Genomic DNA, 24925 nt, shown 5'->3' with positions numbered 1-24925 from the left:
AAGCCACCCCGAAGGATGGCTTTGAGGCCAGCAGGGCTTATCAGTAAGCCTTGCCAGTCTTGTAGTAGTTCTCGAAGCAGAAGTTGGTCGCGTCGATGTAGCCTTCGGCGCCACCGCAGTCGAAACGCTTGCCCTTGAACTTATAGGCAATCACGCAGCCATCCTTCGCCTGCTGCAGCAGGGCGTCGGTGATCTGTATTTCACCGCCTTTGCCTGGCTTGGTGTTGGCGATGATGTCGAAGATATCCGGGGTCAGGATGTAACGGCCGATGATCGCCAGGTTCGAAGGCGCGTCTTCCGGGGCCGGTTTTTCGACCATGTTGGTCACACGGAAGATGTCGTCGCGGATCATCTCACCGGCGATCACACCATACTTGTTGGTTTCCTGCGGGTCGACTTCCTGGATGGCGACGATCGAGCAGCGGTACTGTTTGTACAGCTTGACCATCTGAGTCAGCACGCCGTCACCTTCCGGGTTGACGCACAGGTCGTCCGCCAGCACCACCGCGAACGGCTCGTCACCGATCAGTGGGCGGCCAGTGAGAATGGCGTGGCCGAGGCCCTTCATTTCGGTCTGGCGCGTGTACGAGAACGAGCACTCGTTGAGCAGACGACGAATACCGACCAGGTATTTTTCCTTGTCGGTGCCCTTGATCTGGTTTTCCAGCTCGTAGCTGATGTCGAAGTGGTCTTCCAGGGCGCGCTTGCCGCGCCCGGTAACGATGGAGATCTCGTTCAGACCCGCATCCAATGCTTCTTCAACGCCATACTGGATCAGTGGCTTGTTGACCACCGGCAGCATTTCCTTGGGCATGGCTTTGGTAGCAGGCAAGAAGCGCGTGCCGTAGCCGGCTGCCGGGAACAAGCATTTTTTGATCATATACGTCCTTACAAAAGGCTAGGCCTGTGGAATTCGGCGCAGTCTAATCAGGCGGCAGTCACCTTACAATGCCCCCGATAACGACCGTTGCCATCATAGAGATATCCCAGTGTAGATAGTTCCGGGGGATCGTAAATATTGCTGTCATACATGACCGTTGGATGACAGGGAAATCAGCGTGCCGGTGGCGGCCTCTTCGACGGGCTCACGCGCCAAGAGGCCGCCACCGGCTTACCTCAGCTACCCGTCCCTTGTCCGATCAGCACCCCATCAACCTGCTTACCATACAGGTTAACCCCATCATTGGCATGAAACTTCACCCGCGTCTTCTCGATGGATCCCTCTACCAACCGCGGGTCCTGTGGCCGCTCGTGGCGGTTGATCCACGCCGCCACGTCCCAGGCCTGCTGATCGCTGAGGCTGCCCGGCTTGCCCAGCGGCATGTTGTACTTGATGAACGACGCCGCGGTATTGATGCGGTGCATGCCAGCCCCCCAGTTGTAGGAATCCTTGCCCCAAAGCGGCGGCATTACATACTCGCCTGCGACCTTTTGCCCTTCACCGTTATCGCCATGGCAAATCGCGCATTGCTCACGGTAAACCTGCTGGCCGCGCTTGAAGTCATAACCGCCCTTGGGTTGTGCCACCTCCGGATAACCACGTCCGGCAATCTCCACGCCGGTCGGCGCCTTGGTCGACAGCCAGTATGAATACACCGCCAACGCCGTCATCTGCGGGCTGTCAGCAGCCGGCGGCTTGCCGTTCATGCTGAACTGAAAACACCCTTGGATACGCTCGGCGAAGGTGTTGACCTTGTCATTCTTCTTGCGATAGGCCGGATACATCGGGTAGGCACCCCACAGCGGCGCCGAATGCGCCAACCGCCCCTGATCGAGGTGGCAGTTACTGCAGTTCATGCCGTTGCCCACCGCCTCGGGCATCAGTCGGCGGGTGTCGACGAACAAGGCGTGGCCTTCACGCACCATTTTGCCAAAGGCATTATCGGGCAACTCACGCTCAGCAGGCGGCACGAACTGCGGTGCTGCCTGCACACCGGGAACCTTCAACTGCGACTGGTCTTCCATGGCGATCGGCGTGGCCTGGGCGCTGCCCACGGCCAGCAGCAACAAGGCGGGAATCAGGGTTTTCATGGCGTGACCTCCTGGCTGGCGGGGCGGGCGAAGAACTCGGCAACGGCCTTGATCTCCTCATCGGTCATGGCCTTGGCCACGCCGACCATCAGCTGGTTGGGGTCATTGCTGCGGCTGCCGTCGCGCCAGGCATTGAGCTGTGCCACCAGGTAACTGGCGGGCTGGCCGGCCAAGGGTGGGAAGTGTTCGCCCACCCCGCCGCCACCCGGCCCGTGGCATTGCACGCAACCAGGAATCTGCCGGCTCCAGTCGCCGTACAGGGCCATGCGGGTAGTCGGGTCATCGGCAATCTGCTGGCGGTGCAGGTCGCCAGCGGGCACTGCCGGCAGGCTGGCCAGGTAGGTACTGACGGCCTTGATTTCGTCGTCGCTCAGGGCCTTGGCCAAAGGTTCCATCACTGGCTGCTTGCGGCTGCCGTTGCGCCAGTCCTGCAACTGCTTGGCAAGATAACCGGCCGGTAGCCCGGCCAAACGTGGAAAGCCGGCAGCCGCAATGCCATTGCCGTCCGGGCCGTGGCAACCCAGGCAGGCCATGGCGGCGGGGTTGGCCCCCCCCTGGGTGAAGACCTTCTGACCGTCGGCGGCATGTGCCGCGGGCCAGGCCAGGATCAGCAAGCTGCCGATCATCACGCGTCTCAACGGTGTCATCACGAATCTCCTTTTCTTTTGTTATATGTTTAGGCTTAAAACATATAAGCAGAGAAAGGAGGACCCGTTGCTTCAGATCAACTTCCGGAGATGCATTGCGTTGCCGCAGTGCGCACATCGCCAAGGCGCAGCGGGAAGTTATTCAGCCGCTCGTGCAGTTTGATGCTGCTGCCGCTGCCGCGCTTGTCGATATCCACCAGCGCCGCTGGGCCGGCACCTGAGGTGATTTTCTGCGGTACGATCAGCCGCAGGCCGTCGCCACGCTGCTCTTCGGTCAGCGGGTCACGCGTATCGGCAAGCTTCTCCTTTACGCAGTCGGCATAGGCGCGTGGGCTCTTGCCAGAGATCACATCCATCGTTTCACGCGATTGCTCCAGCTCCGCGACGCTCACGCAGCCACCGAGCGCAACCGACAACGCCGCCACCATCCACTTCATTTGCTGCACCTCTGCCTTCAAGAATTCGCTTCGACCACATCCAGGCGGTTTTGCTCCCTGCTTTGGCAGAATTATCTACGCCCGGCGATCAACGCGGCAGTGTAACGGCACATCGTGGTATCTTTTGCTTTTGCAGATCCAAACCTTGCGGAGCATCACATGAAATTCGTACACCAGCGCGAGCACCTCAACGAGGACGATATTGTCGTCATCGAGTGCTCCCAGCGCTGCAATATCCGCCTGATGAACGACGCCAACTTCCGCAGCTTCAAGAACGGCGGCCGTCATACCTACCACGGCGGCCATTTCGAGAAGTTTCCGGCGAAGATCACCGTACCCAGCACCGGCTTCTGGAACATCACCATCGATACCGTCACCACTCGCCCGATCTCGGTCACCCGCAAGCCAACGCTGACCCACAAGATCAAGATCATCCGTCGTTCGTCGTCGAAACTCAGATAAGGCCACCATGACCCAGACCATCAAGTACGTCATCAAATACAAGCTCGACGGCCAGCGTCGCTGGGATTTCGCGCTGATGCCCGATGCCTCGCAAGAGCAAGCCCTCGAGGCCCTGCGCAAGATCCACGGCGAAGACGCCGAGAAAATCAGCGACATCCAGGTCAGCAAGGCCCTGTAAGACTCGCCGCAAGCCCCCGCCGCAGCGCTCGCCCCACGCAAGGAGAATCGCATGAGCCATTGGCCCGACCGCCGTATCCTCAACCTGCTGGGCATCGAGCTGCCCATTCTGCAGGCACCCATGGCGGGGGCGACCGGCTCGGCCATGGCCATCGCTGTGGGCCAGGCAGGTGGGCTGGGCGCCCTGCCCTGCGCCATGCTCAGCGGCGAACAGGTGCGCGCCGAGATCGCTGCATTCCGCGCCGGCTGCCCGGGGCGCCCGCTGAACCTGAACTTCTTCTGCCACCAGCCGCCAGCGCCCGATGCCGAGCGCGATGCGCGCTGGAAGCAGGCACTTGAGCCTTATTACAGCGAAGTGGGCGCCGATTTCACGGCGCCCACGCCGGTGTCCAACCGTGCGCCTTTCGACGAGCAGAGCTGCCTGCTGGTCGAAGCGTTGCGCCCGGAGGTGGTGAGCTTCCATTTCGGCCTGCCGCAGGCCGAACTGCTGCAGCGGGTAAAGGCCAGCGGTGCCAAGGTACTGTCCAGCGCCACGACCGTGGAAGAAGCGGCCTGGCTGGAGCGCAATGGCTGCGATGCGATCATCGCCATGGGGTATGAAGCCGGTGGCCATCGCGGCATGTTCCTCAGCGATGACATCACCAGCCAGATAGGCACCTTCGCGCTCGTACCGCAGGTGGCCGATGCCGTCGGCGTGCCGGTGATTGCCGCCGGTGGTATCGGCGACCACCGCGGGCTGTTGGCGGCACTGGCCCTGGGTGCCTCGGCAGTGCAGATCGGCACGGCTTACCTGTTCTGCCCCGAGGCCAAGGTGTCGCCAGCGCATCGCCAGGCGCTGGACAGCGCGCCTGCCAGCGACACCGCCCTGACCAACCTGTTCACCGGCCGCCCGGCGCGCGGCATCAACAATCGCCTCATGCGCGAGCTGGGGCCGATGAGCGAGCTTGCACCGCGCTTCCCGCTGGCGGGCGGGGCATTGATGCCTTTACGGGCGATCACCGATCCGCAGGGTAAGAGTGATTTCAGCAATCTGTGGTCGGGGCAGGCGTTACGGCTAGGCCGGCACATGCCGGCGGGTGAGCTGACCCGGGAGATTGCCGGTAAGGCATTGGCAGTGATCGGTCACCAGGCATTCTGACAGGCAGGCATGGCCTCTTCACGGCCAATGGCTTATCGCTATATAGTTAAGGCTATAACGATAACCTCAAGGAGCTGTCTTCATGCGTATCCGCTCGCCCCAGCTGGTCATCACTGCCCTGGCCAGCCTGCTCGGCTTCAACACTGCCTGGGCCGACGAAGTCCAGGTCGCGGTCGCAGCCAACTTCACAGCCCCTGTCCAGGCCATCGCCAAGGACTTCGAGAAAGACACCGGCCACAAACTGATCGCGGCCTACGGCGCCACCGGGCAGTTCTACGCGCAGATCAAGAACGGTGCACCGTTCGAAGTGTTCCTCGCCGCTGACGACTCCACCCCCAAGAAGCTGGAAGCAGAAAGGGAAACCGTACCTGGCTCACGCTTTACCTACGCCATCGGCACCCTGGCCTTGTGGTCTGCGAAGGAAGGCTACGTAGATGCCAAGGGTGAAGTGCTGAAAAAGAACGAATACAAACACCTGTCCATCGCCAACCCGAAAGCGGCACCTTACGGCCTGGCCGCCACCCAGGTACTGGACGGGCTGAAGCTCACCGAGGCCACCAAAGGCAAGATCGTCGAAGGCCAGAACATCACCCAGGCCTTCCAGTTCGTCTCCACCGGCAACGCCGAGCTGGGCTTCGTCGCCCTTTCGCAGATCTACAAGGACGGCAAGGTAACCCATGGCTCGGCATGGATCGTGCCGTCCAACCTGCACGACCCGATCCGCCAGGACGCCGTCATCCTCAACAAAGGCAAGGACAATGCGGCCGCCAAGGCACTGGTCGAATACCTCAAAGGCCCGAAAGCCGCAGCGGTGATCAAATCCTATGGTTATGAACGCTGATGCCACTCGATGCCAGTGACCTGGGCGCCATCTGGCTGACCGTAAAACTGGCCAGCCTGACCACCCTGATCCTGCTGATCATCGGCACACCCGTCGCCTGGTGGCTCGCGCGCACGCGCTCTTGGCTGCGCGGGCCGGTGGGTGCGGTGGTGGCACTGCCGCTGGTACTGCCACCGACGGTGATCGGTTTTTACCTGTTGATCGCCCTTGGCCCGCACGGCTGGCTTGGTCAGGCCACCCAGGCGCTAGGCCTGGGCAGTGTGGTGTTCAGCTTCACAGGCCTGGTGATTGGCTCGACGGTGTACTCCATGCCGTTCGTGGTGCAACCCCTGCAGAATGCCTTTGGCGCGATCGGCCAGCGCCCCCTGGAAGTCGCCGCTACTCTGCGAGCCAGCCCATGGGATACCTTCGTTCATGTGGTGCTGCCGCTGGCCCGCCCTGGCTTCGTCACTGCCAGCATCCTCGGCTTTGCCCACACGGTGGGCGAGTTTGGCGTCGTACTGATGATCGGCGGCAACATCCCCGACAAGACTCGCGTGGTTTCGGTGCAGATTTTCGATCACGTCGAAGCCATGGAGTATTCGCAGGCCCACTGGCTGGCCGGTGCCATGCTGGTGTTCTCTTTCCTGGTGCTGCTCCTGCTGTACGCTGGACGCCGCGGCAAAGCTGGCTGGAGCTGAAATGACCGCATCGATTGTGGCGCACCTGAAACTGGCACGCGACGACTTTACCCTGGACGTCAACCTGCACCTGCCCGGGCGCGGCATCAGCGCGCTGTTCGGCCACTCTGGCTCCGGCAAGACCAGCTGCCTGCGCTGCCTGGCCGGGCTGGAACGGGCCGCCAGCGCCTATATCGAAGTCAACGGCGAAGTCTGGGAAGACAGCACCCGAGGCTACTTCCAGGCACCGCACCTGCGCCCGGTGGGCTACGTGTTCCAGGAAGCCAGCCTGTTCCCGCACCTGTCGGTGCGCGGCAACCTGACGTTCGGCTGGCGCCGGGTAGCGCCCGCTGAACGCAAGGTCAGCCTCGACCAGGCGTGCCAACTGCTGGGTATCGGCCACTTGCTGGACCGCCGCCCGGCAACCCTGTCGGGTGGCGAGGCGCAGCGGGTGGGTATTGCCCGCGCCCTGCTCAGCAGCCCGCGGCTGTTGTTGATGGACGAGCCGCTGGCAGCCCTCGACAGCCCGCGCAAGCGCGAGATACTGCCCTTCCTGGAGCGCCTGCACGACGAACTGGATATCCCTCTGATATATGTCAGCCACGCCCAGGATGAAGTCGCGCGGCTGGCCGACCACCTGGTGTTGCTGGAACAAGGCCGGGCGATCGCCAGCGGCCCGATCGGCGAAACCCTGGCTCGCCTTGACCTGTCGCTGGCCCAGGGCGACGACGCCGGCGTCGTGTTCGAAGGTAGGGTGGTTGGGCACGACCCGCATTACGGCCTGCTGGACCTGCGCCTGCCCGGCAGCAGCGGGCCGCTGCTGCGCATCACCCACGCGGCGCAGGTGATGGGCAGCACCCTGCGCGTCAAGGTGCAGGCCCGGGATGTCAGCCTGGCACTGGCGGCGGATAGCGCATCGAGCATCCTCAACCGCCTGCCGGTGCGTGTGCGCGAGAGCTGCCCGGCGGCCAACCCGGCGCATGTGCTGGTCAGCCTGGATGCTGGCGGCAATGCCCTGCTTGCACGCATCACCCGCTTCTCGGCAGACCAGCTCGGCTTGCACACAGGGCAGATACTGTTCGCCCAGATCAAGTCGGTGGCCCTTTTGGGTTGAGCATCCTCAGCGCGCGTATTGTCCATTGATCAGTGACCTGATCGAGGCCCGCCGCCCATGCTTGACTGCCCCCTGCCGCGCACCCTGCACTACGTTGACGACAGTCAGCCGGGCCTGACCCGTCGGCGCTGGCGCGACCGTTTCATCTACCTGGATGCCGATGGCCAACGGGTACGCGACAGCGAAACCCTTGCGCGCATCGCCGCATTGGTGATCCCCCCGGCCTACACGGATGTGTGGATCTGCGCCGATCCGCAAGGCCACCTGCAAGCCACCGGCCGCGATGCCCGTGGCCGCAAGCAGTACCGCTACCACGCACAGTGGCGCGAACTGCGCGACCAGCACAAATACGGGCGCATGCTTGCGTTCGCCCAAGCCCTGCCAAAGCTGCGCACACAGCTGGAAGCCCACTTGGCGCGGCCAGGGCTGGACCGGGAAAAAGTCATGGCGCTGGTGGTGAGCCTGCTGGACCACACCCTGATCCGCATCGGCAACCAGCGCTACCTGCGCGATAACCGGTCGTACGGATTGACCACCCTGCGCAATCGCCATGTGCAGGTCAAAGGCAGCACTATCCGCTTCCAGTTCCGCGGCAAGCGCGGCGTCGAACACAACGTCACCCTCAACGACCGGCGCTTGGCCAACCTACTCAAACGCTGCATGGAACTGCCTGGGCAGGCACTGTTTCAGTACCTGGATGAAGATGGCCAGCGCCATAGTGTCGGCTCCAGCGAGGTCAATCAGTTTCTGCAGCAGTTGACCGGTGCCGACTTTACTGCCAAGGACTATCGCACCTGGGCCGGCAGCAGCCTGGCATTGAACCTGCTAAAGCCCTTGGCCTGGGAGCCGGAGAGTGAAGCCAAACGCCAGGTCGCCGCAATAGTCCGCCAGGTAGCCACGCGCCTGGGCAATACGCCGGCAGTGTGCCGGCGCTGCTACATCCACCCGGCAGTTCTGGAGCACTATGCCTTGGGGCGCCTGGCCAATTTGCCGAAAAACCGTGTGCGCAAAGGCCTGGACCCGGAGGAAGTGGCCTTGCTGTTGTTTCTTCAGGCACTTGAGGAACAGGAGGACCATTGAGCTTGTCTATTCAGCCCATGATGCGAAGAAATTTCCCATTAGCCGCCAACCCCCCTATTCTTGCCAGCGAGCACCTTGGCCGACAAACCGTTGACGGTTTGCTTTGGCACCTGCAACTGAAGACACGCAACAGAATTTGTCTGTCGGGGAATTACTATCCGCCGAAAGCGTCTTTAATGAGAAGGAAGAGGGACAAGCTCCCGCCGCCGCGGCAACTAGCCCAGCGGACTTATACATCACCAAGGAGAACTACATGCTGATACTCACCCGTAAGGTTGGCGAAAGCATCGTCATCAACGATGACATCAAAGTCACCATTCTGGGCGTCAAAGGGATGCAGGTGAGGATCGGTATCGATGCACCGAAAGATGTTCAGGTCCATCGAGAAGAGATTTTCAAACGCATCCAGGCCGGCAGCCCGGCTCCGGAGAAACACGAAGACACACACTGAGCGTCACCCGAGGGGCATGGATGCGCTCGACCGCCAGCCTCAGGTGCCTATTAACTGATGCACCGTGGCGATCATCTCATCCATGTCGAACGGTTTGTCGAATATTGCGGCAAACAGAGCCGGGCATCCTTGGCTGGCCTGTGCGCCGCTCATGAGGATGACCGGCAACTCGCTTAACGCCGGGTCTTCGCGGATGGCACGCGCCAACTCCTCACCGTTGAGTAGCGGCATCATGTAGTCGGTAATCACCAGCTGCACGCGTTTTTCCTTCAACGCCTCCAGTGCTTTGCAGCCATTGCTCGCCTTTTCCACCAGGAAACCTTCGTCCTCCAAGGCAAACCCGAGGATATCGGCGATCAGGTATTCGTCATCGACAATCAGGATGGTGTTCATCGGCTCGTCCGTCACCCGCTCTCCTGCGGCGTCGGCGTTCCCGAAAGCACACCGCAGGCACCTTCGAACGCCTTGCGCAAGGTAATGCCTTGCGGCACGATCAGCAGCTCGTGCAAGGCCGGGTCATGGTGACTGTCACGCACCTTGAGGACCGACAGCATGCGCCGTAGTTGCGAGTCCAGTTCGACAAAGCGCATCAGCATAAGGTTGTCGACGATACTCGACAGGTCCGGCGCGGGGGCGCTGATTTCCGCGCCGAAAATGTCGCGCATCTCCCAGGTCAGCATCACGCTGACATCGCGCGCGCGCAACTCACCCGCCAGCGCGCGGAAAAACGCATTTAGCCGCGTCGGGTCAATAGCCAGGCGGCTGAATGCGCCAAGGCTGTCGATCACCACGCGCTTGCTGCCCTGCGCCGCTACACGCTCCAGTAATCGCGCGCCAACCTGGTCCAGCAAGCCCTCGGTGGTCGGCTGCCAGCACAGCTGCAAGCTACCGCCCTTCTCCATCGCGGCAAAATCGTAACCGAGCGAAGCGGCCTTGCTGCGCAGGCGTTCGGGTGTTTCGTAAAAACCGAAATGCAACCCCGGTGCCTGCGGGGTGCTGGCACCCAGAAAGGCCAGGCCCAATGATGTCTTGCCAATCCCCGAAGGCCCCATCAACAGGCTGACTGACCCGGTGGCCAAGCCACCGCCAAGCATTTCATCGAAGGTTGGTACGCCGCTGCTGATACGCGCCAAGGTGCCACTACCCAATTGGCTGGGGTGGCTGAACAACGCTTCCAGGCGAGGATAGACCTGCATGCCGGACTCATCGATAAGGCATTCGTGACGCCCCGACAACGCACCACTGCCGCGGGTCTTGCGCAATTGGACATGGCGCACGGCGCGGCTGCCGACCAGTTGCTCACCCAGTTCGATCACGCCATCGACCATGGTGTGTTCCGGGCTGCCCTCGTCGAGCCGGGCACTGGTCAGCAACAGTACGGTGCAACCGGCGAAGGCAGCATGCCCCTGCAGCTCAGAGACGAACTTCTTGGTGTCCAGCGCGGTTTCCGCACGTACCCGGGCATTGAGCACACCGTCGACGATCAGCAGGCTGGCCTGTTGCCGGGCAATTTCCTGGCGCAGCAACCGCACCACCGCATCCAGCCCGTCCTGCTCTAGGGTATCAAAGGCGCTGACGAACTGGATTTTGTCACCGACCAGCGCCGGGTCGAAGAAGTCCAGCGTGGACAGGTACTGGAACAAGCGTTCGTGCGACTCGCTCAGCAAAGTGGCCACCAGCACGCGACCACCGCCACGCACGTGGCCGCAGGCCAGCTGATTGGCGAGGATGGTCTTACCGGCCCCCGGCGGCCCCTGGATAATGTAGGAGGCGCCAGCTATCAGGCCACCCTTGAGCAACGCGTCGAGCCCGTCGATCCCCGTTACCAGCCGCTTCAGTGCCTGTGCCATGTTGTCTACCTGTCGAGTGGGCTATCCGTCTGGTTCTGATACATTGGCAAGTACAGTCGCATGCAAGTTCCCCGGCCAGGCTCGCTGTCGACACAAATGGCACCGCCACTTTGCCGGGCGAACCCATAGACCTGGCTGAGCCCCAGGCCGGTACCCTTGCCGAAAGGCTTGGTGGTGAAAAACGGCTCGAAGATGCGCGGCAGTATCTCTGTGGGTATGCCTTCGCCGCTGTCTTCCACCTCGAAGCGCACGAAGCTGCCCTTCAGCCCTTCAACTTCGCCGAACAACTCGACCACATCGACAGTCAGGCTGATGCGGCCATGCCCGTCGATGGCATCACGGGCATTGAACAACAGGTTGAGCAACACCATCTGCAGTTGCCCGGCATCCACCTCGATCAACGGCAGGTCCGGTTGCAGCAACACCTTCAAGTCAATCGAGCTTGGCAATGCATGTTCAAGCAGGCCACGCGTAGCGTTAACCAGCTCTGCCGGGGCAACGCTGGCCACATCGAACTTGCGGTGACGGGCAAAACTGAGCAATTGCTGGGTCAGTTCGGTGCCACGCTGGCTGGCATCGAGGATGTGCTGCAACATGCGCTGGGTGCGTGCCGGGTCCTGGGTGGCCAGCGCCAGGCGCGCCGAGCTGATGATAATGGTCAACATGTTGTTGAAGTCGTGCGCCAGACCACCGGTCAACTGGCCGAGGGCTTCAAGCTTCTGCGCCTGGAACAGCTGGGCGCGCACTGCGTCGAGCTGCTGCGCCGTCTCGCGACGGTCAGTGATATCACGTGTCACCTTGGCCAGGCCAATGATCTGGCCACTTTCATCACGGATCACATCCAGTGCCGCCAAGGCCCAGAACTGCGTGCCGTCCTTGCGCACCCGCCAGCCTTCGTCCTGCGCCACACCTTGCTCCAGCGCCTGGCACAGCAGACGCTCAGGGCGGCCATCCGCACAATCCTGCGGCGTGAAAAACAACGAAAAGTGCTTGCCGATCACTTCATCTCTACGGTAACCCTTGATCCGTTGCGCGCCGGCATTCCACGACACCACATGGCCAGAAGGGTCGAGCATGTAGATGGCATAATCCACCACCGACTGAACCAGCTGTTCGTAACGATGGGCGGGCATGACGGAAGCGTCGAGGCAGTCAGCTGAAACCATGCAAACTCCACTGGCACAGCAGGAGGGAGGAAATGAGCGTAGCCCGGAGTGTCTGCCAGTAGACAGCTGAACGACTACAGGCAGTCAGCGTTCCGGCTCGGCCAGTGTCGGGCTGATGCATCGCGGCATGGCCACTTTCAGCAACCACAGGCTGAGCAACATGATCATACCACCGCCGGCCAGGGCCAACATACGCTGCTGCTGTGAGTGCTCCGCATCGAAGCCCAGCAACAACAGATAACCGCCCAGGCTGATCAGGCTGATGTAAAGAAATGCAGCCAGCACGAGCACCTGCGCGAACAACAGCCGCCAGAATAACCGCGGACGCACCACACCTTCGCCAACTCGACCCTGAGTCATTACGCTACACTCTTGGATCCAATGATGGGCAACAGTGGCGTAACGACAGCACGGTGTCAATTGCCGGTTCGATCACCCTTCTACCTGTTGATCATAGGCGCTGCAGTTGACTCAACTATAACAATGGGTTATAAAGCGCGCTTGATTGCGAAGCCCTTCTGCTTAGAAGCGAGCTGGTCGTTGCGACCCCTTCAAGCGTGCGAGTGTGGTGGAATTGGTATACACAGCAGACTTAAAATCTGTCGGCGTGAGCCTTGCGGGTTCGAGTCCCGCCACTCGCACCAAACTTCGTTGAAAAGGCGCCCTCGCGGCGCCTTTTTGCTGCCTGACAGCAATGTCTGGCGCAGCTGCTAAAGTGGAGCTTGTCCCCGTCCACTGGAACGCCGCCATGCGCTACTCCCTGTTCGATGGTCAACGCGACATCATTATCCTGATCGCCCGCGTACTGTTGATGGTCCTCTTCGTCTTGTCTGGCTGGGCCAAGCTGACCGGCTTCGATGGCACGGTAGGCTACATGACCTCGCTCGGCGCCCCTGCCCCGATGCTGGCAGCTGGGATTGCCGTCATCATGGAGTTCCTCGTCGCAATCCTGTTGATCCTCGGTTTCTACACACGGCCGTTGGCCTTTCTGTTCGCGCTGTTCGTGCTGGGCACGGCGCTGCTGGGCCACCCATTCTGGAACATGGTCGACCCTGAGCGCAGCGCCAACATGACTCAGTTTCTGAAAAACCTCAGCATCATGGGCGGCCTGCTGTTGCTCGCGGTAAGCGGGCCCGGGCGGTTCTCGGTGGATGGTCGCTAAGTCAGTCGTCGCAGTCGTCGAACCAGGCTGGGTGATCGCGCTCTTCGTCATCGAGGTCATCCAGCGTTTCCTCGTCTTCCTCCACTTCATCCTCGGCGCCTTGGGCATCTGCCTCGGGCTCCATGTCGTCATAGAGAAATTCGTGGTCAAGCAGGTGATCGTGCTCGGGTTCGTGCAGGTCGTCTTCGTCGCGCATGCTGGCTCCTGGGATAATGGCAGGCCTGTATAGGCTGATCAGGGTGCCGGGTCAATGCGTGGTCGCTTAATCCTGGGTTAACCGGACCGGCGCAACCTGCAGGCTCTCCCTTCAAACGTCTTTTGCCCGCCTTCCATGGCGGGCTTTTTTATGACCCTGCGCACTTCGTTGCAGATGATGACAGCCTCATGACCTGACCTTCACGAAATGTCGACATCCGGATGGGCACACTGGCCCTGCTCCGTATGTTCTTGCAGCCCGCCGCATCCTTGCCGCGGGCTTTTCTTTTTTCCGCAAAGGCCAGCCAGGCATACGCAGGAATTTTGTGGAAGCGCCCACCTTGACCATGACCTGAAGCAGTTTTGCCTGGGCCGGCAAGGTCTATGCTATCCCGACGATCACCCAAGCTCACATCGGATAGACACGGAGGCTCTCATGAAAGCTGCTGTCGTTGCACCAGGCCGTCGCGTGGACGTGATAGAGAAAAGCCTGCGCCCTCTCGAACACGGCGAAGCGCTGCTGAAGATGCAGTGCTGCGGTGTGTGCCACACCGACCTGCACGTCAAAAATGGCGACTTTGGTGACAAGACCGGGGTAGTACTGGGCCACGAAGGTATTGGCGTGGTTCAGGAAGTTGGCCCGGGCGTCACCTCGCTCAAGCCAGGCGACCGAGCCAGCGTTGCCTGGTTCTACCAGGGTTGCGGACATTGCGAATACTGCAACAGCGGCAACGAGACCCTGTGCCGCGACGTGAAGAATTCCGGTTACACCGTGGACGGCGGCATGGCCGAGGCCTGCATCGTCAAGGCCGACTACTCGGTTAAAGTGCCCGACGGCCTCGACTCCGCCGCCGCCAGCAGCATCACCTGCGCCGGCGTCACGACCTACAAGGCAGTGAAAATCTCCAACGTCCGCCCCGGCCAATGGATCGCCATCTACGGGCTCGGCGGCCTGGGCAACCTGGCCCTGCAATATGCCAAGAATGTGTTCAACGCCAAAGTCATCGCCATCGACGTCAACGAAGAGCAACTGCGCTTCGCCAGCGAGATGGGCGCGGATCTGGTCGTCAACCCGCTCAACGAAGATGCCGCGAAGGTCATCCAGGCCAAAACCGGCGGTGCACATGCTGCCGTCGTTACTGCTGTGGCCAAAGGCGCGTTCAACTCGGCTGTCGATGCCTTGCGCGCTGGCGGGCGACTGGTGGCCGTCGGGCTTCCGTCGGAGTCCATGGACCTGAATATTCCCCGCCTGGTGCTTGATGGGATCGAAGTGGTGGGCTCGCTGGTAGGTACACGCCAGGACCTGCAGGAAGCCTTCCAGTTTGCCGCTGAAGGCAAAGTGGTGCCCAAGGTAACGCTGCGACCGATCGAGGATATCAACCAGATCTTTGACGAGATGCTGGAGGGCAAGATCAAAGGCCGGATGGTGATACAGTTCGAAGGCTGACAGGCCGAGCCAGGTCATGTGGAACCACAGCAAAGCCCGTAGATGACCCTCTGCGGGCTTTTAGCCTTCTTAATTGTCAAAGGAACAGACCATGACCGTCGACTGGCACGCCGGGCCGATTAGCCGCACGACTCCACTGGACAAGCATTACCGCAACACGCAGAAGGTTCGTCAGTTTCTGCTCAGCGAGTGCGGCGCGGCATTCAAGTTCGACCGTGGACTCATGCTTTGGATCAAGAGTGGTACCCCGTCAACCATGGGTGACGTCGCGGACGAATGGCTACGGAGGTATGGGTGAAGCTCTGTATCTGACGGCTGGAGGCAGGCCTTACCTGCAGCCGTTGCCTTCAGCATCTTGTCCAACGATTCAACCATGCTGGAATAATCCATTTCCTGACGCCCTCGATGGTGGAATTGGCTTGAGCCCAACCCTAGACTGCGAACATTTCAATATTTGATGAGCAAACCTGGAAATATCACTCATCCTTCATGCTGAAGACCGACGCCCGCGAGGTGTGGTTCAAGAAAAGTGCTCAACCTGCAATGGCGAGCCTGTGCATATGAGGAGATCGGTATGTCCATTCGAAGTTTGGCGAAGAACCTGCCACCAGACCCTTCGCGGGAAGGCTGGGTCATCGGATGGGGGGTCCTGAGAGACCGACACCCGTGGCATTTTGTCGACGTTTATGCCGACCAGAAAACGGCCATGGCAGAGGCGCAGCGCAGAGGAGATAGCTACGTGGTGGAATTTGGCTCACACCGCTTGGGGACGCATGAATTTATCTGCGGTGTCACCTTTCCTGAAGGCTGACGCTCGATCGAAAATAGTCACTGACAGGACTTCAAGGCATTATCTTCCCATTGGCAATAGCACTGGCTTCAAGCTTGGCACGCTCCGCGTCCAGAAAAACATAAGCGGCCTGTAGCGTGGTGATCTTCGTTTGAATCTCGGCCATCTTGGCGGCGACCAAGACGGCGCCTTGCGCGCAATCAATCGTGTTCCCCCGCCTGGCCACTAGAATGTCCCCAATCTCAGCAAGTGAAAAGCCTCCGCCCTGGGCACTCTGTATGAAAGCCAAGTCAGCAACGGTCTGTTCACTGTAACTGCGATAGTTGTTGGCTTGTCGGTGTGGCTCGATAAGCCCGAGCTGTTCGTAATAGCGCAATGTATGGCGGCTGAGCCCACTCCGGCGCTCCAACTCTCCAATATTCACGTTAAAAATCCTTGACTGTAGAGCAGGCTCTACACCTTAGCCTGCGCCCATCATTCAAACAAGGGTTCAAACATGAGTGTGGAGTGCTTTGTCACCGGCGGCAGCGGCTTTGTGGGGCAACATTTGCTGGCCGGTCTTACTGCGCAAGGGCACAAGACCTGGGTGCTGATGCGCAGCCCCGGTAACATCGAACGCCTCAAGGAGCAGGTAGGCCAACTGGGGGGTAACCCTGAGTATATCCATGCCGTTGAAGGCGATATCAGCCAGGAGGGGCTTGGCCTCAGCGAAGCAGACAAAGAACGCGTCACTTCGGCCGCTGTATTTTTCCATCTCGCGGCGCAATTTTCCTGGGGGCTGACACCGGAGCGCGCCCGCACAGTCAATGTCCAAGGTGCTCTGAGCGTGGCCAGGCTTGCGGCCAGCCAGCGCATCCGATTGCTCATGGTAGGCGGCTTCATGCTGCAAAACCTCAACCACCTTGCCAGTATCGGGGTTGATACTCAGTGCCCTGAAAACACAAACTGGCCCGCAGTCTACGCCCGTGTAGGCGGCTACGAAGGCAGCAAACTCGAGTCCCATTTTGCAGTCATCCGCTATATGCAAGACGCGGATGCGGATTACACGATTGTTCACCCTGCTACGGTGTGCGGCCACAGCGAGAACGGGCATATCCTGGACGGACAACCGCTTGCCGAACTCATTCGCAATCTGGCACAAGGCCGGTTCAAAGCCATTCCCGGCTCCGCCAGTCACTGGTTGCCATTGGTCAGCGTCGATTATCTGGTGAAAATGATAACTTGCGTGGCGTTCGACCCCTCCATGGCCAACCGGCAAGTTCTGGCGCTATATGAGCGAACACCGAACTTGCAGGGAATGCTTGGGCAGATCGCAGACACGCTAAAGGTCAAGGCACCCCACCGCCATATACCCATAGGGTTGCTCAGGTCGATATTGACGATTCCGGGACTGGCGACCCGCTTGGCGATCAGCGCCGAGTCATTGAACTTTATTCAGACGCAGCGCTTCGACATGGGAAACAGCAGGCAATTGGAGCGCAAGTACCAGTTTACGCATCCCGACATGACACAAGCCCTGGAAAACACGGTGCGCTATGTCAACGGCTCCTTGATGAAAAAATCCAAAAGTGAGGGCGCTGGCCAGCGAGGATGACGGGCCAGGCTGATGATGCCCACTCTGTCGGATAGCTGGAAGTGTGGCGACGCAGGCATTTCACGCACTGCGTCTTCGCTGATGACAGTAAGTCGCCGCTCGACCTCCGGCGCTGCGCGCCTCCGCTATTTCGAGGCAGCCAGAAAGCCTGCCGCAGGCGCACCTTCAGCGGCGACACGTCGGGCCCGGCCAACGCCCCACGCCAGCGCCCTGGTCATCGACTCGCCAGGGCGAGAATCGAAGGCCTCCTCGAGGATAGCCATGCCACCAGGGGCGTACACCCCGATGAACATCTGCGTTTTGCCTGTCCGCGACAGCCGCGTCTGAACATCAATGTATGTCCCATCGTCGAGTGTCTCGTCGTGAGTTCGGTGATGAAGCGTCGGGTCAGCCCAGGCCCAGAAAACATCACCGCGTATTCTCATGAGACGCTCCTACGACTTTAGTTGTAGTCAGGTGGTTTATTGCCACCATAGCGAACGTGCAGTTTTACGCAAATTCGTCTGACTCATCTGTGAGCTGAATCGGACAATCGGCTATTCAGCAGCCCCGCCAAAGACTCAACGCTTGTCCTGAAGCTCGGGCGGCCAAGCGAAGAGATCAGTTAACCATTCGCCGCTCCCGGCCAGCCGGCCTGATGCAAGGCTTTGAGCAGCGTCTCACAATCCAGTCCCGGTACTGCATGGCCGTTGCCTTCGGCGGTGTCAGCGGCTAGTAAGGCGTTGATGATGGCTTCTTCCACCGCTTCGGTGGCGGCAAGAAACAACTCGCTGATATGGTCGTTGTTGACCATGCTAAGGTTGTCGGTGGTCGGCGCGCGCTTACTTTCGTAAGCTGCCGGCGGCACATGATTACCGGTGGAAAAGGCGATGAAAATGTCACCGCTGTGGTCTTCGTTACCACCACCGGTGCGGGCGAGACCGATGCTGGCGCGTTGTGCCAGGCGCGTACATTGGTGTGGCAGCAACGGCGCATCGGTGGCCAGGCAAACGACTATCGAGCCCATGCCGGGGTGCGGCAGCGAAGCCTTGAGGAACGGGGAGTCAGCCTGTTCCATGTAGCGTCCCACCGGATAGCCGTCGACGCGCAGTTCGTTACGGATGCCGTGGTTCGCCTGGACAATGGCGCCAACAGTCCAGCTGCCCTGAGTGCTACTCAGGCGCCGCGATGCGGTGCCGATACCGCCCTTGAATTCGTGGCAGATCATGCCGCTGCCACCACCGACCGCGCCCTCGATAACGGGCCCAATTACAGCATTACTCAGGGCTTCGGCCACATGCTCGTGCTTCACATGAAAACCGTTGATGTCGTTGAGCAGCCCGTCATAGGTCTCCAGCACCACCGGCATGTTCCAGTAGATACGGCCGTCATCCGGTTGTTGTTCACGGTCCAGCACAATCAGTGCATCACGCACCACACCCAGGCTGTGGGTGTTGGTGAAGGCGATGGGACTGGTCAAAAGACCCGCTTCGCGAATCCACTCCAGACCGGTTGCGTCGCCGTTGCCATTCAACACATGGACGCCGGCAAAGCACGGTTGCTGGCTGGTGGAACCGACACGCGGCTCGATGATTGTTACCCCAGTCAGGATGTCGCGGCCGTTGGCGGTGCGTCCTCGCACATTGCTGTGACCGACCCGAACGCCCGGCACATCGGTGATGGCATTGAGGGGACCGGGTTGCAGTTGGCCGAACTGAATATTCAGGTCGCGGGCACGTGGCTTCATCGTGTCTTTCATGATCTCTCGCTCTTGTTTTGGTTTGTTTCATGACTGGGGTTTGGTCAATCATCAGCAGAACCGGGTCTGCCAATTAATTGCCGGTCTTGACCGTGTTCCACGCACGGGTCCGAATGCGCTCCAGCTTCAGCGGCAGTGGCTCCAGGGGGAAAAGCGTGGACAGCACATCCTTGGACGGATATACCCCAGGATTGTCGCGGATCTTCTTCTCTACAAGCGCAGTGGCATCCTTGTTCGCGTTCGGATAGCTCAGGTAGTTGGATGACTCAGCAATGACTTCGGGGCGCAACATGTAGTTGATGAAGGCCAACCCTTGCTCCGGGTTCGGCGCATCGTTGAGCTGCACCATACTTTCCACCCACACCGGGGCACCTTCGCGTGGAATGCTGTAGACAAGGTTTCGATGGTTGCCAGCCAGCTCGGAGGCTTTCTGCGCGTCGGAGACACCGCCCGCCCAGCCCAGCACGACGCAGACGTTGCCATTGGCGAGATCAGAGATGAACCTGGAAGAATCGAAGTAGGCAATATGGGGGCGTAGCTTCAGCAGCAGTTCCTGAGCTTTTTTGTAATCGTCCGGGTTATGGCTGTTGTATGGCAGTCCAAGGTAGTGCAGTGCGATGGGAATAACCTCGCCAGGCGCGTCCAGCATGGCCACACCGCATTGACGGAGTTTGGCTAGATTTTCTTCCTTGAAAATCAAGTCCCAGGAATTGACTGGCGCATCGGGGCCGAGTAATGACTTAACCTTGTCCGCGTCATAGCCGATGCCAGTGGTCCCCCACAAATAAGGGGCCGCGTAGCTGTTTCCGGGATCATTGCTCTGCAACTTGGCGAGGACGTCGGGATCGAGATGGGACCAGTTGGGTAACTTGGAGCGATCCAGTCGTTTCAGCACACCGGCTTTGATCAGGTTCGGTAGCAGGTCGGCACTGGCAACCACAACGTCATAACCACTGCGGCCAGCCATCAGTTTGCTTTGCATGACCTCACTGTTGTCGAACACGTCGTACACCACGCTGACGCCTGCTTCTTTCTGGAAGTCTTTCACGGTGTTCGGGGCAATGTAGTCATACCAGTTGTAGATATGGACACTTGGCTTTTGAGCGTCACCGGCCTCGGCGCAAACCACGCCAAAACTGAACAGAGAGACCAGCGCGAATTGCATGTAACGAATCCGTTTCATGGGGATGCTCCGGAGCGTTAGCGCTGAGTCCAGAGACACGAGCACTGCTCCTACTAGTTTGTGAATTACTGTTGTGGCAGGGTCGAAACAGCCGTTAAGACGGAACAATCGTTGTGTTGCTGTTGCGCCCCACAACTGATTCAGGGGATCAGGAGCTCACGTCGACCATCATCGTGCTCACTCTGATCGCCGGTCAGGAACAGGCGGCGGTCACCGAGGTAGTCATATTCGTGGCGGGCGGTGCGCAGCAGGTCGAGATCTAATTCCACCACCTGCCGACACTCTGCGCGGCCCGCTTCGAATAGCGTGCGCCCGAAGGGATCGACAGCGGCGCTGCCGCCGGCAAAAACGAGCCCTTCGTCGCCGTCGCCCACCCGATTGACCATCACCGCGAATGCCTGGTTTTCCTGAGCGCGAGCCATTATTGCAGTGCGGTGGACAGGGCCGTAAGGATCCATGTTACCGTTAGTGACCAATATGAGCTCGGCGCCGAGTTGGCCGAGCGCCCGAGCACTTTCCGGAAACTCAATGTCGTAGCAAATCAGGATACCGACACGGATGCCCTTCCACAGTGCGGTGACATAGCGGTCTCCTTGTTGGAACAATCCGCGCTCCGACGGCCAAAGGTGAGTCTTACGATAACTCAATGCGATCCCTTGCGGGGTGACCAGCAAGGAGGTGTTGTAAACGGTGCCGGAGTCGTTCTCAGCCAGACCAATCACCGCTGAGACGTTTCGTTCGTGTACGGCGCGTTGCACGGCCTGCACACTCGGCCCGTTAACGGGCTCGGCGATTTCGGCGAGCTGTTGGGCGCTGGCAAATCCCATCAGCTGGGTCTCTGGGAAAATCAGCAGATCGGTATCCACGGCGCAGGTAGCGATGGCCTGCAATGTACGTTCCAGGTTATAAGCGGTATCGCCATCGCGACCGGAGAGTTGTACAAGTTCAATCTTCATCGGTGATCCTTTCACGTGTATGTTGGCTCAATCGCCAAACTGAACAGCACCCGCCAGGGCTGAAACGAAGTATGGAGAGCCGTAAAACGGAAAGTAATTACTTCGATGGGGTAACCCCGTATGGGTAGAAACGGGAGCATTACACTGCAGGACATGGCTTGGCACCAGGCCATCGGCAGACTAATCGAGGCACTTGACCGCCCTAATTTCTGGCTGGCCTTGGTGCGTCAACTGGATAGATACATTCCGGTGGACAGTTGGGTCGTGCTGATATTCAGCAGTGGTCGCCCGCAGGTGCTCGCTGAATGCCCAGGCAAGGATGGCGGGCCAGATCCGCTCTTTCAGGACTACCTCAAAGGCCTGTATTTGCTCGACCCTTTTTATCTCGCCAACCGGGAAGCACCGCAGAGCGGTTTGTTTTGGCTAGCCGACGTGGCGCCGGAGTGCTTCGAGCAAACCGACTATTACCAACGCTACTTCCGCCTCAATGTCGTTGCCGACGAAGCACATATCAACGTCCAGCTCGACACGGAGCGCACCCTCAGCCTCTCGCTGGGAAGTGAGTGTCTCTTCAATGCAGAGCAGACCGCCCTACTCACTCTCATCCAGTCCTGGGTTGCCGCCCTGATGCGTCAGCGCATGGCATTCGAGCGGGAAGCGCTGGAGCAGAACACGTCGCCGGCACCCAGCTGGCAGAGCTGGCTGGACTCTACTGACCAGCAGTTGGATACGCCGCTTTCCGCCCGTGAACTGGAAGTTGGCCGGCTTATGCTTAGCGGCTGCTCGAACAAGGAGATCGCGCGCAAGCTGGCGATTTCCGCAGAGACTGTGAAGGTCCATCGCAAGCACATGTACAGCAAACTCGGCATTAAATCTCAGTCCGAGCTGTTCTCATTATTTTTGAACGCACAGAACTGAACTCGTTTTCTCATGATGGCTTCAAGTTCTAAGACAATCGGTCTCGTTGCGGGCAGTATTCCACCGAGCCGGCGGCGCAACTCAATGTTGGCCAGGCGCCGGGACTGGTAAGGGCCGCTGACGTAGGAGAACGACAGGGCTTCTGCCGCCTCACCACGCTCAGCAACCACCCAATCACTGATCGAAACCTCGGGGTAAGACCGGCAGCGACTGAGGATCGTCCTGGAAACGAACGGAGTGAGCAACAACCTAAGCCTGCTGCTCGATAAGGTTACGCGACACACCAGCCAGCACCTTTCGCTGTGCTTCATCCAGCTCCGCGATATCCAACCGAAGGCCGCATAAGAGATCTACGACCTTAGCGAGGCAAGCGTACTGCCGGGCCACTCGAAAGAGGGAGATCGCAAAGCCCTCGAAAGGCTGAAGTTTCAGAACTCCACCCCGAAAGTTTCGGAACTCTTGCCTTTTTTCGACCCATAAAGAAAAACCCCGCAGACGTTAATCTGCGGGGCTTTCGAATGGTGGAGGCCGAGGTCGGAATCGAACCGGCGTAGACGGATTTGCAATCCGAAGGATTTTTTATTTATTTTCAATATGTTAGAGCTACTTTGGTTCCGCAACGAATCATTTCTAGTAGGTCTGCAGTCCCTTGAAATCAAGGGACCTCTAGACAGTTGCGGAACTGATTTTTCACCAAGTATTGTAGCTTTCACCGTTATAAACGCCCCCCACTGGCGCCCTGCCGAATAGCCTGCCTACTGCTTGGTTGAGCACTGAGCTGCGCCTCCCCGCGCAGCCCAAAAGCGACAGAATCAGCGTACTCCCCATCCCTCAAGGAGCCCCCATCCTCGTGGGTCACTTAATGCAGCTTCGGCAATTCGGTTCCAAGAGCTTTGGCTATCACCCGAAGCTGGTAGCCGGCCACAGCCTGGAAAAGCGACTCGGCACGCAGCTGCAGACGCTCAACTTCATCGGCCGGTGCGCCTCTATCTTGCGCCTGATGATACTCACGCAAGGCGTCGATAGCTTTCTGAATGAGAGGCTCGCCAGCCTCAACCATCCCAATTAAAGTCCGCTTGTGCACTATCCAGTCCAGAGCAGTAAAACAACAAGTGTAGGGTGCGAACAGCTGGCAGCGGACTGATTGACGATCTCTCAACGACTGCTAACGACCCATAGCGGTCCTTTACCACAAGCAGCTTACGGCCAGTAGCTGCCACTGAGGACCTGCAGAATCAGGGGCGGCCGACTGCTCCCTTGAGAGATAATTTTCAAATTGCAATAATAATCTATATGTGCTAGTTATTTGGGGTGTGTTTTCTAAGCGCGAACGCTTACACAAAAGAATCAGCAAAAGTTTGGATGCAATCATAAATACTAATTTGCGAAGATTAATTTTATCGCCATGAGTAAATTTGAATATATAAAAAATAGATTTAGCAAAAATCAGCGCGCACTGTATGAAAAAATTAAGCTTATGATTGGTGATGAACCATCAGTTGCCCTCATAAGCTTGCAGGGCGAAAGCGAAACATCCCAAGCGGAAATTGCTGTAATTGCACAGATAATAAAGCAATTCTCACCAATCGAGATAATTGAACATCAAGATTCACCTAGAAAAGTAATACTTTCAGGGAAAAGAGGACTTGGACATACGGTCAAGATCAGTCCGCAATTTAAAGTACAGAATGAAAAGCCCAAAACACGTGCTTGGTCAATAGATTTATTGTTAGAGCTATTCCGGTCAGTCGGCGAGGACAAATTGAGAATTGCTGCAGTCGGCATAGAGTACGACGGGTATCCTTCTCACTTCATAGAAAGCGGAGTGAAGCTAGCTTACAAAAGAGATATGAACATAGCATCCAGTGAAGGTATACAAGTAATCCGAATCGCGCCGGATGAGTGGAAAAAAGATCCTGAGTATTTTATAAAGCATATAAAAAAATATCTCGACAGGAGGATTTCTGACGCTGAAAAACTTCAGCGGGCTGTATTGAAGGCCTCCAATCCAAAGCAGTTGCTCAAGGGTGGGGATAATGTAGTCTGCCCGATTTGTAATGGATGCTGTGTTCTAGCTGGGGAGTTCTGTAGCATATGTCATGGCGTTGGGCGAGTAAAAGCGTCTTTAGCTGCGAGCGTGAATATCGAAGACTTCGAAACGATAGACTGCAATTTATGTTCTTCGCAAAACTCCACATGCAAACTTTGCTTGGGCATTGGCTCAGTCCCCTTGTACAGAGCTATCGAATATAGACTCAACGAGGCAGGTTAGATTTAGCTACAACTCAATCCAGAAGGGTGGCCAAAATAACAAAATCCTCCCAACTAACAATGACTTTGGCTAGATTAACCTCGCTAATCAGAATCGAGTTTGCGCCATGCAAGATAACAATTGCAACGCGCCCTGCTTGAATATACTGCATTCCACAGAGAAAGTCTTCAGCACTGCCAACGCTTTTCCTTAATTTTAATCCAACTTAGACTTAACAATCTAAAGCTCGGCTTGACATAAACCAACATCTTAATGGCTAGATGTTCTATCGACCGAGATCAGCCCATAATAGCTGGCTGTGAGCGTCCGCTATAATGGGTCGATAGCTGACGATCGCGACTGCCCTCTACCGATCCAAAAGTCGACAACGCTCCACTTCCTGGGCCGGACTTCCTGCAGCTTGGGCCACGTGGTATCGACTTACCGCCTCCGCAGCCTCAAGTACCAACGGACCACCCGGCATGATCATGGACTCTATGCCTTCTCATCATCTATTGCCTCCGCTACCACTATAGACACGTTGGCAGTCATGGATAGGGATTTGAACCCGCCCGGCTTGCTCGCCAGGCCGCCAGAGGCCAGGAAAACGGGTATCCTCGCCTAATCAAATGTAACCG

Annotated in this window: 30 protein-coding genes and 1 tRNA gene; 16 read left to right on the top strand and 15 right to left on the bottom strand. The window is 58.7% G+C overall.

Translation table 11 applies throughout. The features are described 5' to 3' along the window. Window positions 1–40: 40 nt before the first annotated feature. From galU to LU682_RS11050, 4 genes are all read right to left on the bottom strand, one after another. A complete protein-coding gene (galU, locus tag LU682_RS11065; protein WP_010954649.1) occupies window positions 41–880 on the bottom strand; it encodes a UTP--glucose-1-phosphate uridylyltransferase GalU in 840 nt (279 codons plus the stop codon). A 236-nt stretch (window positions 881–1116) separates the two neighbouring features. Further along, window positions 1117–2031, bottom strand: coding sequence for a c-type cytochrome (locus tag LU682_RS11060; RefSeq protein WP_010954650.1), 915 nt, complete (start codon window positions 2029–2031; stop codon window positions 1117–1119). Then, a complete protein-coding gene (locus LU682_RS11055; RefSeq protein ID WP_049587967.1) occupies window positions 2028–2678 on the bottom strand; it encodes a c-type cytochrome in 651 nt (216 codons plus the stop codon). Before LU682_RS11055 ends, LU682_RS11060 begins: the two co-directional genes overlap by 4 nt. A 77-nt stretch (window positions 2679–2755) precedes the next feature. Then, on the bottom strand, window positions 2756–3115 hold the full coding sequence (locus LU682_RS11050; protein WP_003250915.1) for a hypothetical protein: 360 nt from the start codon (window positions 3113–3115) through the stop codon (window positions 2756–2758). 159 nt (window positions 3116–3274) lie between these two features. Between LU682_RS11050 and LU682_RS11045 the strand changes: the two genes are divergently transcribed. The 8 genes from LU682_RS11045 to csrA all read left to right on the top strand — a co-directional run bounded on the left by LU682_RS11045 (window position 3275) and on the right by csrA (window position 9037). Next, window positions 3275–3577 carry a DUF1883 domain-containing protein gene (locus tag LU682_RS11045; RefSeq protein ID WP_003250918.1) on the top strand — a complete coding sequence of 101 codons (303 nt, stop codon included), beginning with the start codon at window positions 3275–3277 and terminating at the stop codon, window positions 3575–3577. Between the two features lie 7 nt (window positions 3578–3584). After that, window positions 3585–3755 carry a hypothetical protein gene (locus tag LU682_RS11040; protein WP_012051910.1) on the top strand — a complete coding sequence of 57 codons (171 nt, stop codon included), beginning with the start codon at window positions 3585–3587 and terminating at the stop codon, window positions 3753–3755. A gap of 51 nt (window positions 3756–3806) precedes the next feature. Continuing rightward, window positions 3807–4892, top strand: a complete 1086-nt coding sequence (locus LU682_RS11035) for an NAD(P)H-dependent flavin oxidoreductase (RefSeq protein WP_010954654.1) — start codon at window positions 3807–3809, stop codon at window positions 4890–4892. Window positions 4893–4974: 82 nt separating this feature from the next. After that, window positions 4975–5733, top strand: a complete 759-nt coding sequence (modA, locus tag LU682_RS11030) for a molybdate ABC transporter substrate-binding protein (RefSeq protein WP_010954655.1) — start codon at window positions 4975–4977, stop codon at window positions 5731–5733. Next, a complete protein-coding gene (gene modB / locus LU682_RS11025) occupies window positions 5733–6413 on the top strand; it encodes a molybdate ABC transporter permease subunit (protein WP_010954656.1) in 681 nt (226 codons plus the stop codon). Before modA ends, modB begins: the two co-directional genes overlap by 1 nt. A gap of 1 nt (window position 6414) precedes the next feature. After that, window positions 6415–7506 (top strand): molybdenum ABC transporter ATP-binding protein, encoded by a 1092-nt coding sequence (gene modC, locus LU682_RS11020; RefSeq protein ID WP_010954657.1) that lies wholly within the window; start codon window positions 6415–6417, stop codon window positions 7504–7506. 57 nt (window positions 7507–7563) lie between these two features. Continuing rightward, the gene (locus LU682_RS11015) at window positions 7564–8586 is read left to right on the top strand and encodes a DNA topoisomerase IB (protein WP_010954658.1); all 1023 of its coding nucleotides are present in this window, start codon (window positions 7564–7566) and stop codon (window positions 8584–8586) included. 253 nt (window positions 8587–8839) lie between these two features. Next, window positions 8840–9037, top strand: coding sequence for a carbon storage regulator CsrA (gene csrA / locus LU682_RS11010; RefSeq protein WP_010954659.1), 198 nt, complete (start codon window positions 8840–8842; stop codon window positions 9035–9037). Between the two features lie 39 nt (window positions 9038–9076). On the opposite strand, the gene LU682_RS11005 is transcribed toward csrA, so the two are convergent. The 4 genes from LU682_RS11005 to LU682_RS10990 all read right to left on the bottom strand — a co-directional run bounded on the left by LU682_RS11005 (window position 9077) and on the right by LU682_RS10990 (window position 12413). After that, the gene (locus LU682_RS11005) at window positions 9077–9430 is read right to left on the bottom strand and encodes a response regulator (RefSeq protein ID WP_010954660.1); all 354 of its coding nucleotides are present in this window, start codon (window positions 9428–9430) and stop codon (window positions 9077–9079) included. Between the two features lie 11 nt (window positions 9431–9441). Beyond that, the gene (locus LU682_RS11000; RefSeq protein WP_010954661.1) at window positions 9442–10887 is read right to left on the bottom strand and encodes an ATPase domain-containing protein; all 1446 of its coding nucleotides are present in this window, start codon (window positions 10885–10887) and stop codon (window positions 9442–9444) included. A gap of 5 nt (window positions 10888–10892) precedes the next feature. Further along, window positions 10893–12053: a two-component system sensor histidine kinase NtrB gene (locus LU682_RS10995; protein WP_010954662.1), complete on the bottom strand. Its 1161-nt coding sequence runs from the start codon at window positions 12051–12053 to the stop codon at window positions 10893–10895. Between the two features lie 84 nt (window positions 12054–12137). After that, entirely contained in the window at window positions 12138–12413 is a 276-nt protein-coding gene (locus LU682_RS10990; RefSeq protein ID WP_020191344.1) for a hypothetical protein, read from the bottom strand. 199 nt (window positions 12414–12612) lie between these two features. Here LU682_RS10990 and LU682_RS10985 point away from each other — a divergent pair. Further along, window positions 12613–12697 (top strand) — tRNA-Leu (locus tag LU682_RS10985). Window positions 12698–12801: 104 nt separating this feature from the next. Continuing rightward, window positions 12802–13215: a DoxX family protein gene (locus tag LU682_RS10980; protein WP_010954664.1), complete on the top strand. Its 414-nt coding sequence runs from the start codon at window positions 12802–12804 to the stop codon at window positions 13213–13215. Window position 13216: 1 nt separating this feature from the next. On the opposite strand, the gene LU682_RS10975 is transcribed toward LU682_RS10980, so the two are convergent. Further along, window positions 13217–13411: a hypothetical protein gene (locus LU682_RS10975; RefSeq protein WP_020191346.1), complete on the bottom strand. Its 195-nt coding sequence runs from the start codon at window positions 13409–13411 to the stop codon at window positions 13217–13219. Between the two features lie 435 nt (window positions 13412–13846). Here LU682_RS10975 and adhP point away from each other — a divergent pair, with 435 nt between their 5' ends. The 3 genes from adhP (at window position 13847) to LU682_RS10960 (ending at window position 15668) form a co-directional block, all read left to right on the top strand. Beyond that, window positions 13847–14857, top strand: a complete 1011-nt coding sequence (adhP, locus tag LU682_RS10970; RefSeq protein ID WP_010954666.1) for an alcohol dehydrogenase AdhP — start codon at window positions 13847–13849, stop codon at window positions 14855–14857. A gap of 91 nt (window positions 14858–14948) precedes the next feature. Next, the gene (locus tag LU682_RS10965) at window positions 14949–15155 is read left to right on the top strand and encodes a DUF6434 domain-containing protein (protein WP_003250934.1); all 207 of its coding nucleotides are present in this window, start codon (window positions 14949–14951) and stop codon (window positions 15153–15155) included. Window positions 15156–15431: 276 nt separating this feature from the next. Next, window positions 15432–15668, top strand: a complete 237-nt coding sequence (locus LU682_RS10960; RefSeq protein WP_049587963.1) for a hypothetical protein — start codon at window positions 15432–15434, stop codon at window positions 15666–15668. Window positions 15669–15699: 31 nt separating this feature from the next. Here LU682_RS10960 and LU682_RS10955 read toward each other — a convergent pair whose 3' ends face one another. Further along, window positions 15700–16071, bottom strand: coding sequence for a MerR family transcriptional regulator (locus LU682_RS10955; protein ID WP_010954668.1), 372 nt, complete (start codon window positions 16069–16071; stop codon window positions 15700–15702). Between the two features lie 72 nt (window positions 16072–16143). Here LU682_RS10955 and LU682_RS10950 point away from each other — a divergent pair, with 72 nt between their 5' ends. Further along, window positions 16144–17241 (top strand): SDR family oxidoreductase, encoded by a 1098-nt coding sequence (locus tag LU682_RS10950; RefSeq protein WP_010954669.1) that lies wholly within the window; start codon window positions 16144–16146, stop codon window positions 17239–17241. Window positions 17242–17366: 125 nt separating this feature from the next. On the opposite strand, the gene LU682_RS10945 is transcribed toward LU682_RS10950, so the two are convergent. From LU682_RS10945 to LU682_RS10930, 4 genes are all read right to left on the bottom strand, one after another. After that, window positions 17367–17666 carry a hypothetical protein gene (locus tag LU682_RS10945; protein ID WP_010954670.1) on the bottom strand — a complete coding sequence of 100 codons (300 nt, stop codon included), beginning with the start codon at window positions 17664–17666 and terminating at the stop codon, window positions 17367–17369. A 179-nt stretch (window positions 17667–17845) separates the two neighbouring features. Continuing rightward, window positions 17846–18967, bottom strand: a complete 1122-nt coding sequence (locus LU682_RS10940) for a DmpA family aminopeptidase (protein ID WP_049587969.1) — start codon at window positions 18965–18967, stop codon at window positions 17846–17848. 85 nt (window positions 18968–19052) lie between these two features. Beyond that, window positions 19053–20162 (bottom strand): polyamine ABC transporter substrate-binding protein, encoded by a 1110-nt coding sequence (locus LU682_RS10935; protein ID WP_010954672.1) that lies wholly within the window; start codon window positions 20160–20162, stop codon window positions 19053–19055. 140 nt (window positions 20163–20302) lie between these two features. Further along, window positions 20303–21118, bottom strand: a complete 816-nt coding sequence (locus LU682_RS10930; protein WP_010954673.1) for a carbon-nitrogen hydrolase family protein — start codon at window positions 21116–21118, stop codon at window positions 20303–20305. Window positions 21119–21238: 120 nt separating this feature from the next. Between LU682_RS10930 and LU682_RS10925 the strand changes: the two genes are divergently transcribed. After that, on the top strand, window positions 21239–22036 hold the full coding sequence (locus LU682_RS10925; protein WP_010954674.1) for a helix-turn-helix transcriptional regulator: 798 nt from the start codon (window positions 21239–21241) through the stop codon (window positions 22034–22036). A gap of 859 nt (window positions 22037–22895) precedes the next feature. On the opposite strand, the gene LU682_RS10920 is transcribed toward LU682_RS10925, so the two are convergent. Continuing rightward, the gene (locus tag LU682_RS10920) at window positions 22896–23120 is read right to left on the bottom strand and encodes a hypothetical protein (protein WP_082423996.1); all 225 of its coding nucleotides are present in this window, start codon (window positions 23118–23120) and stop codon (window positions 22896–22898) included. Between the two features lie 321 nt (window positions 23121–23441). Here LU682_RS10920 and LU682_RS10915 point away from each other — a divergent pair, with 321 nt between their 5' ends. Further along, a complete protein-coding gene (locus LU682_RS10915) occupies window positions 23442–24308 on the top strand; it encodes a hypothetical protein (RefSeq protein WP_232857616.1) in 867 nt (288 codons plus the stop codon). The last annotated feature ends 617 nt before the right edge of the window (window positions 24309–24925 follow it).

The organism is Pseudomonas alloputida (assembly GCF_021283545.2).
Classification (GTDB): domain Bacteria; phylum Pseudomonadota; class Gammaproteobacteria; order Pseudomonadales; family Pseudomonadaceae; genus Aquipseudomonas; species Aquipseudomonas alloputida.
The sequence above is the reverse complement of the archived record's forward strand: the minus strand, read 5'-3'. Positions and strand labels throughout refer to the sequence as shown.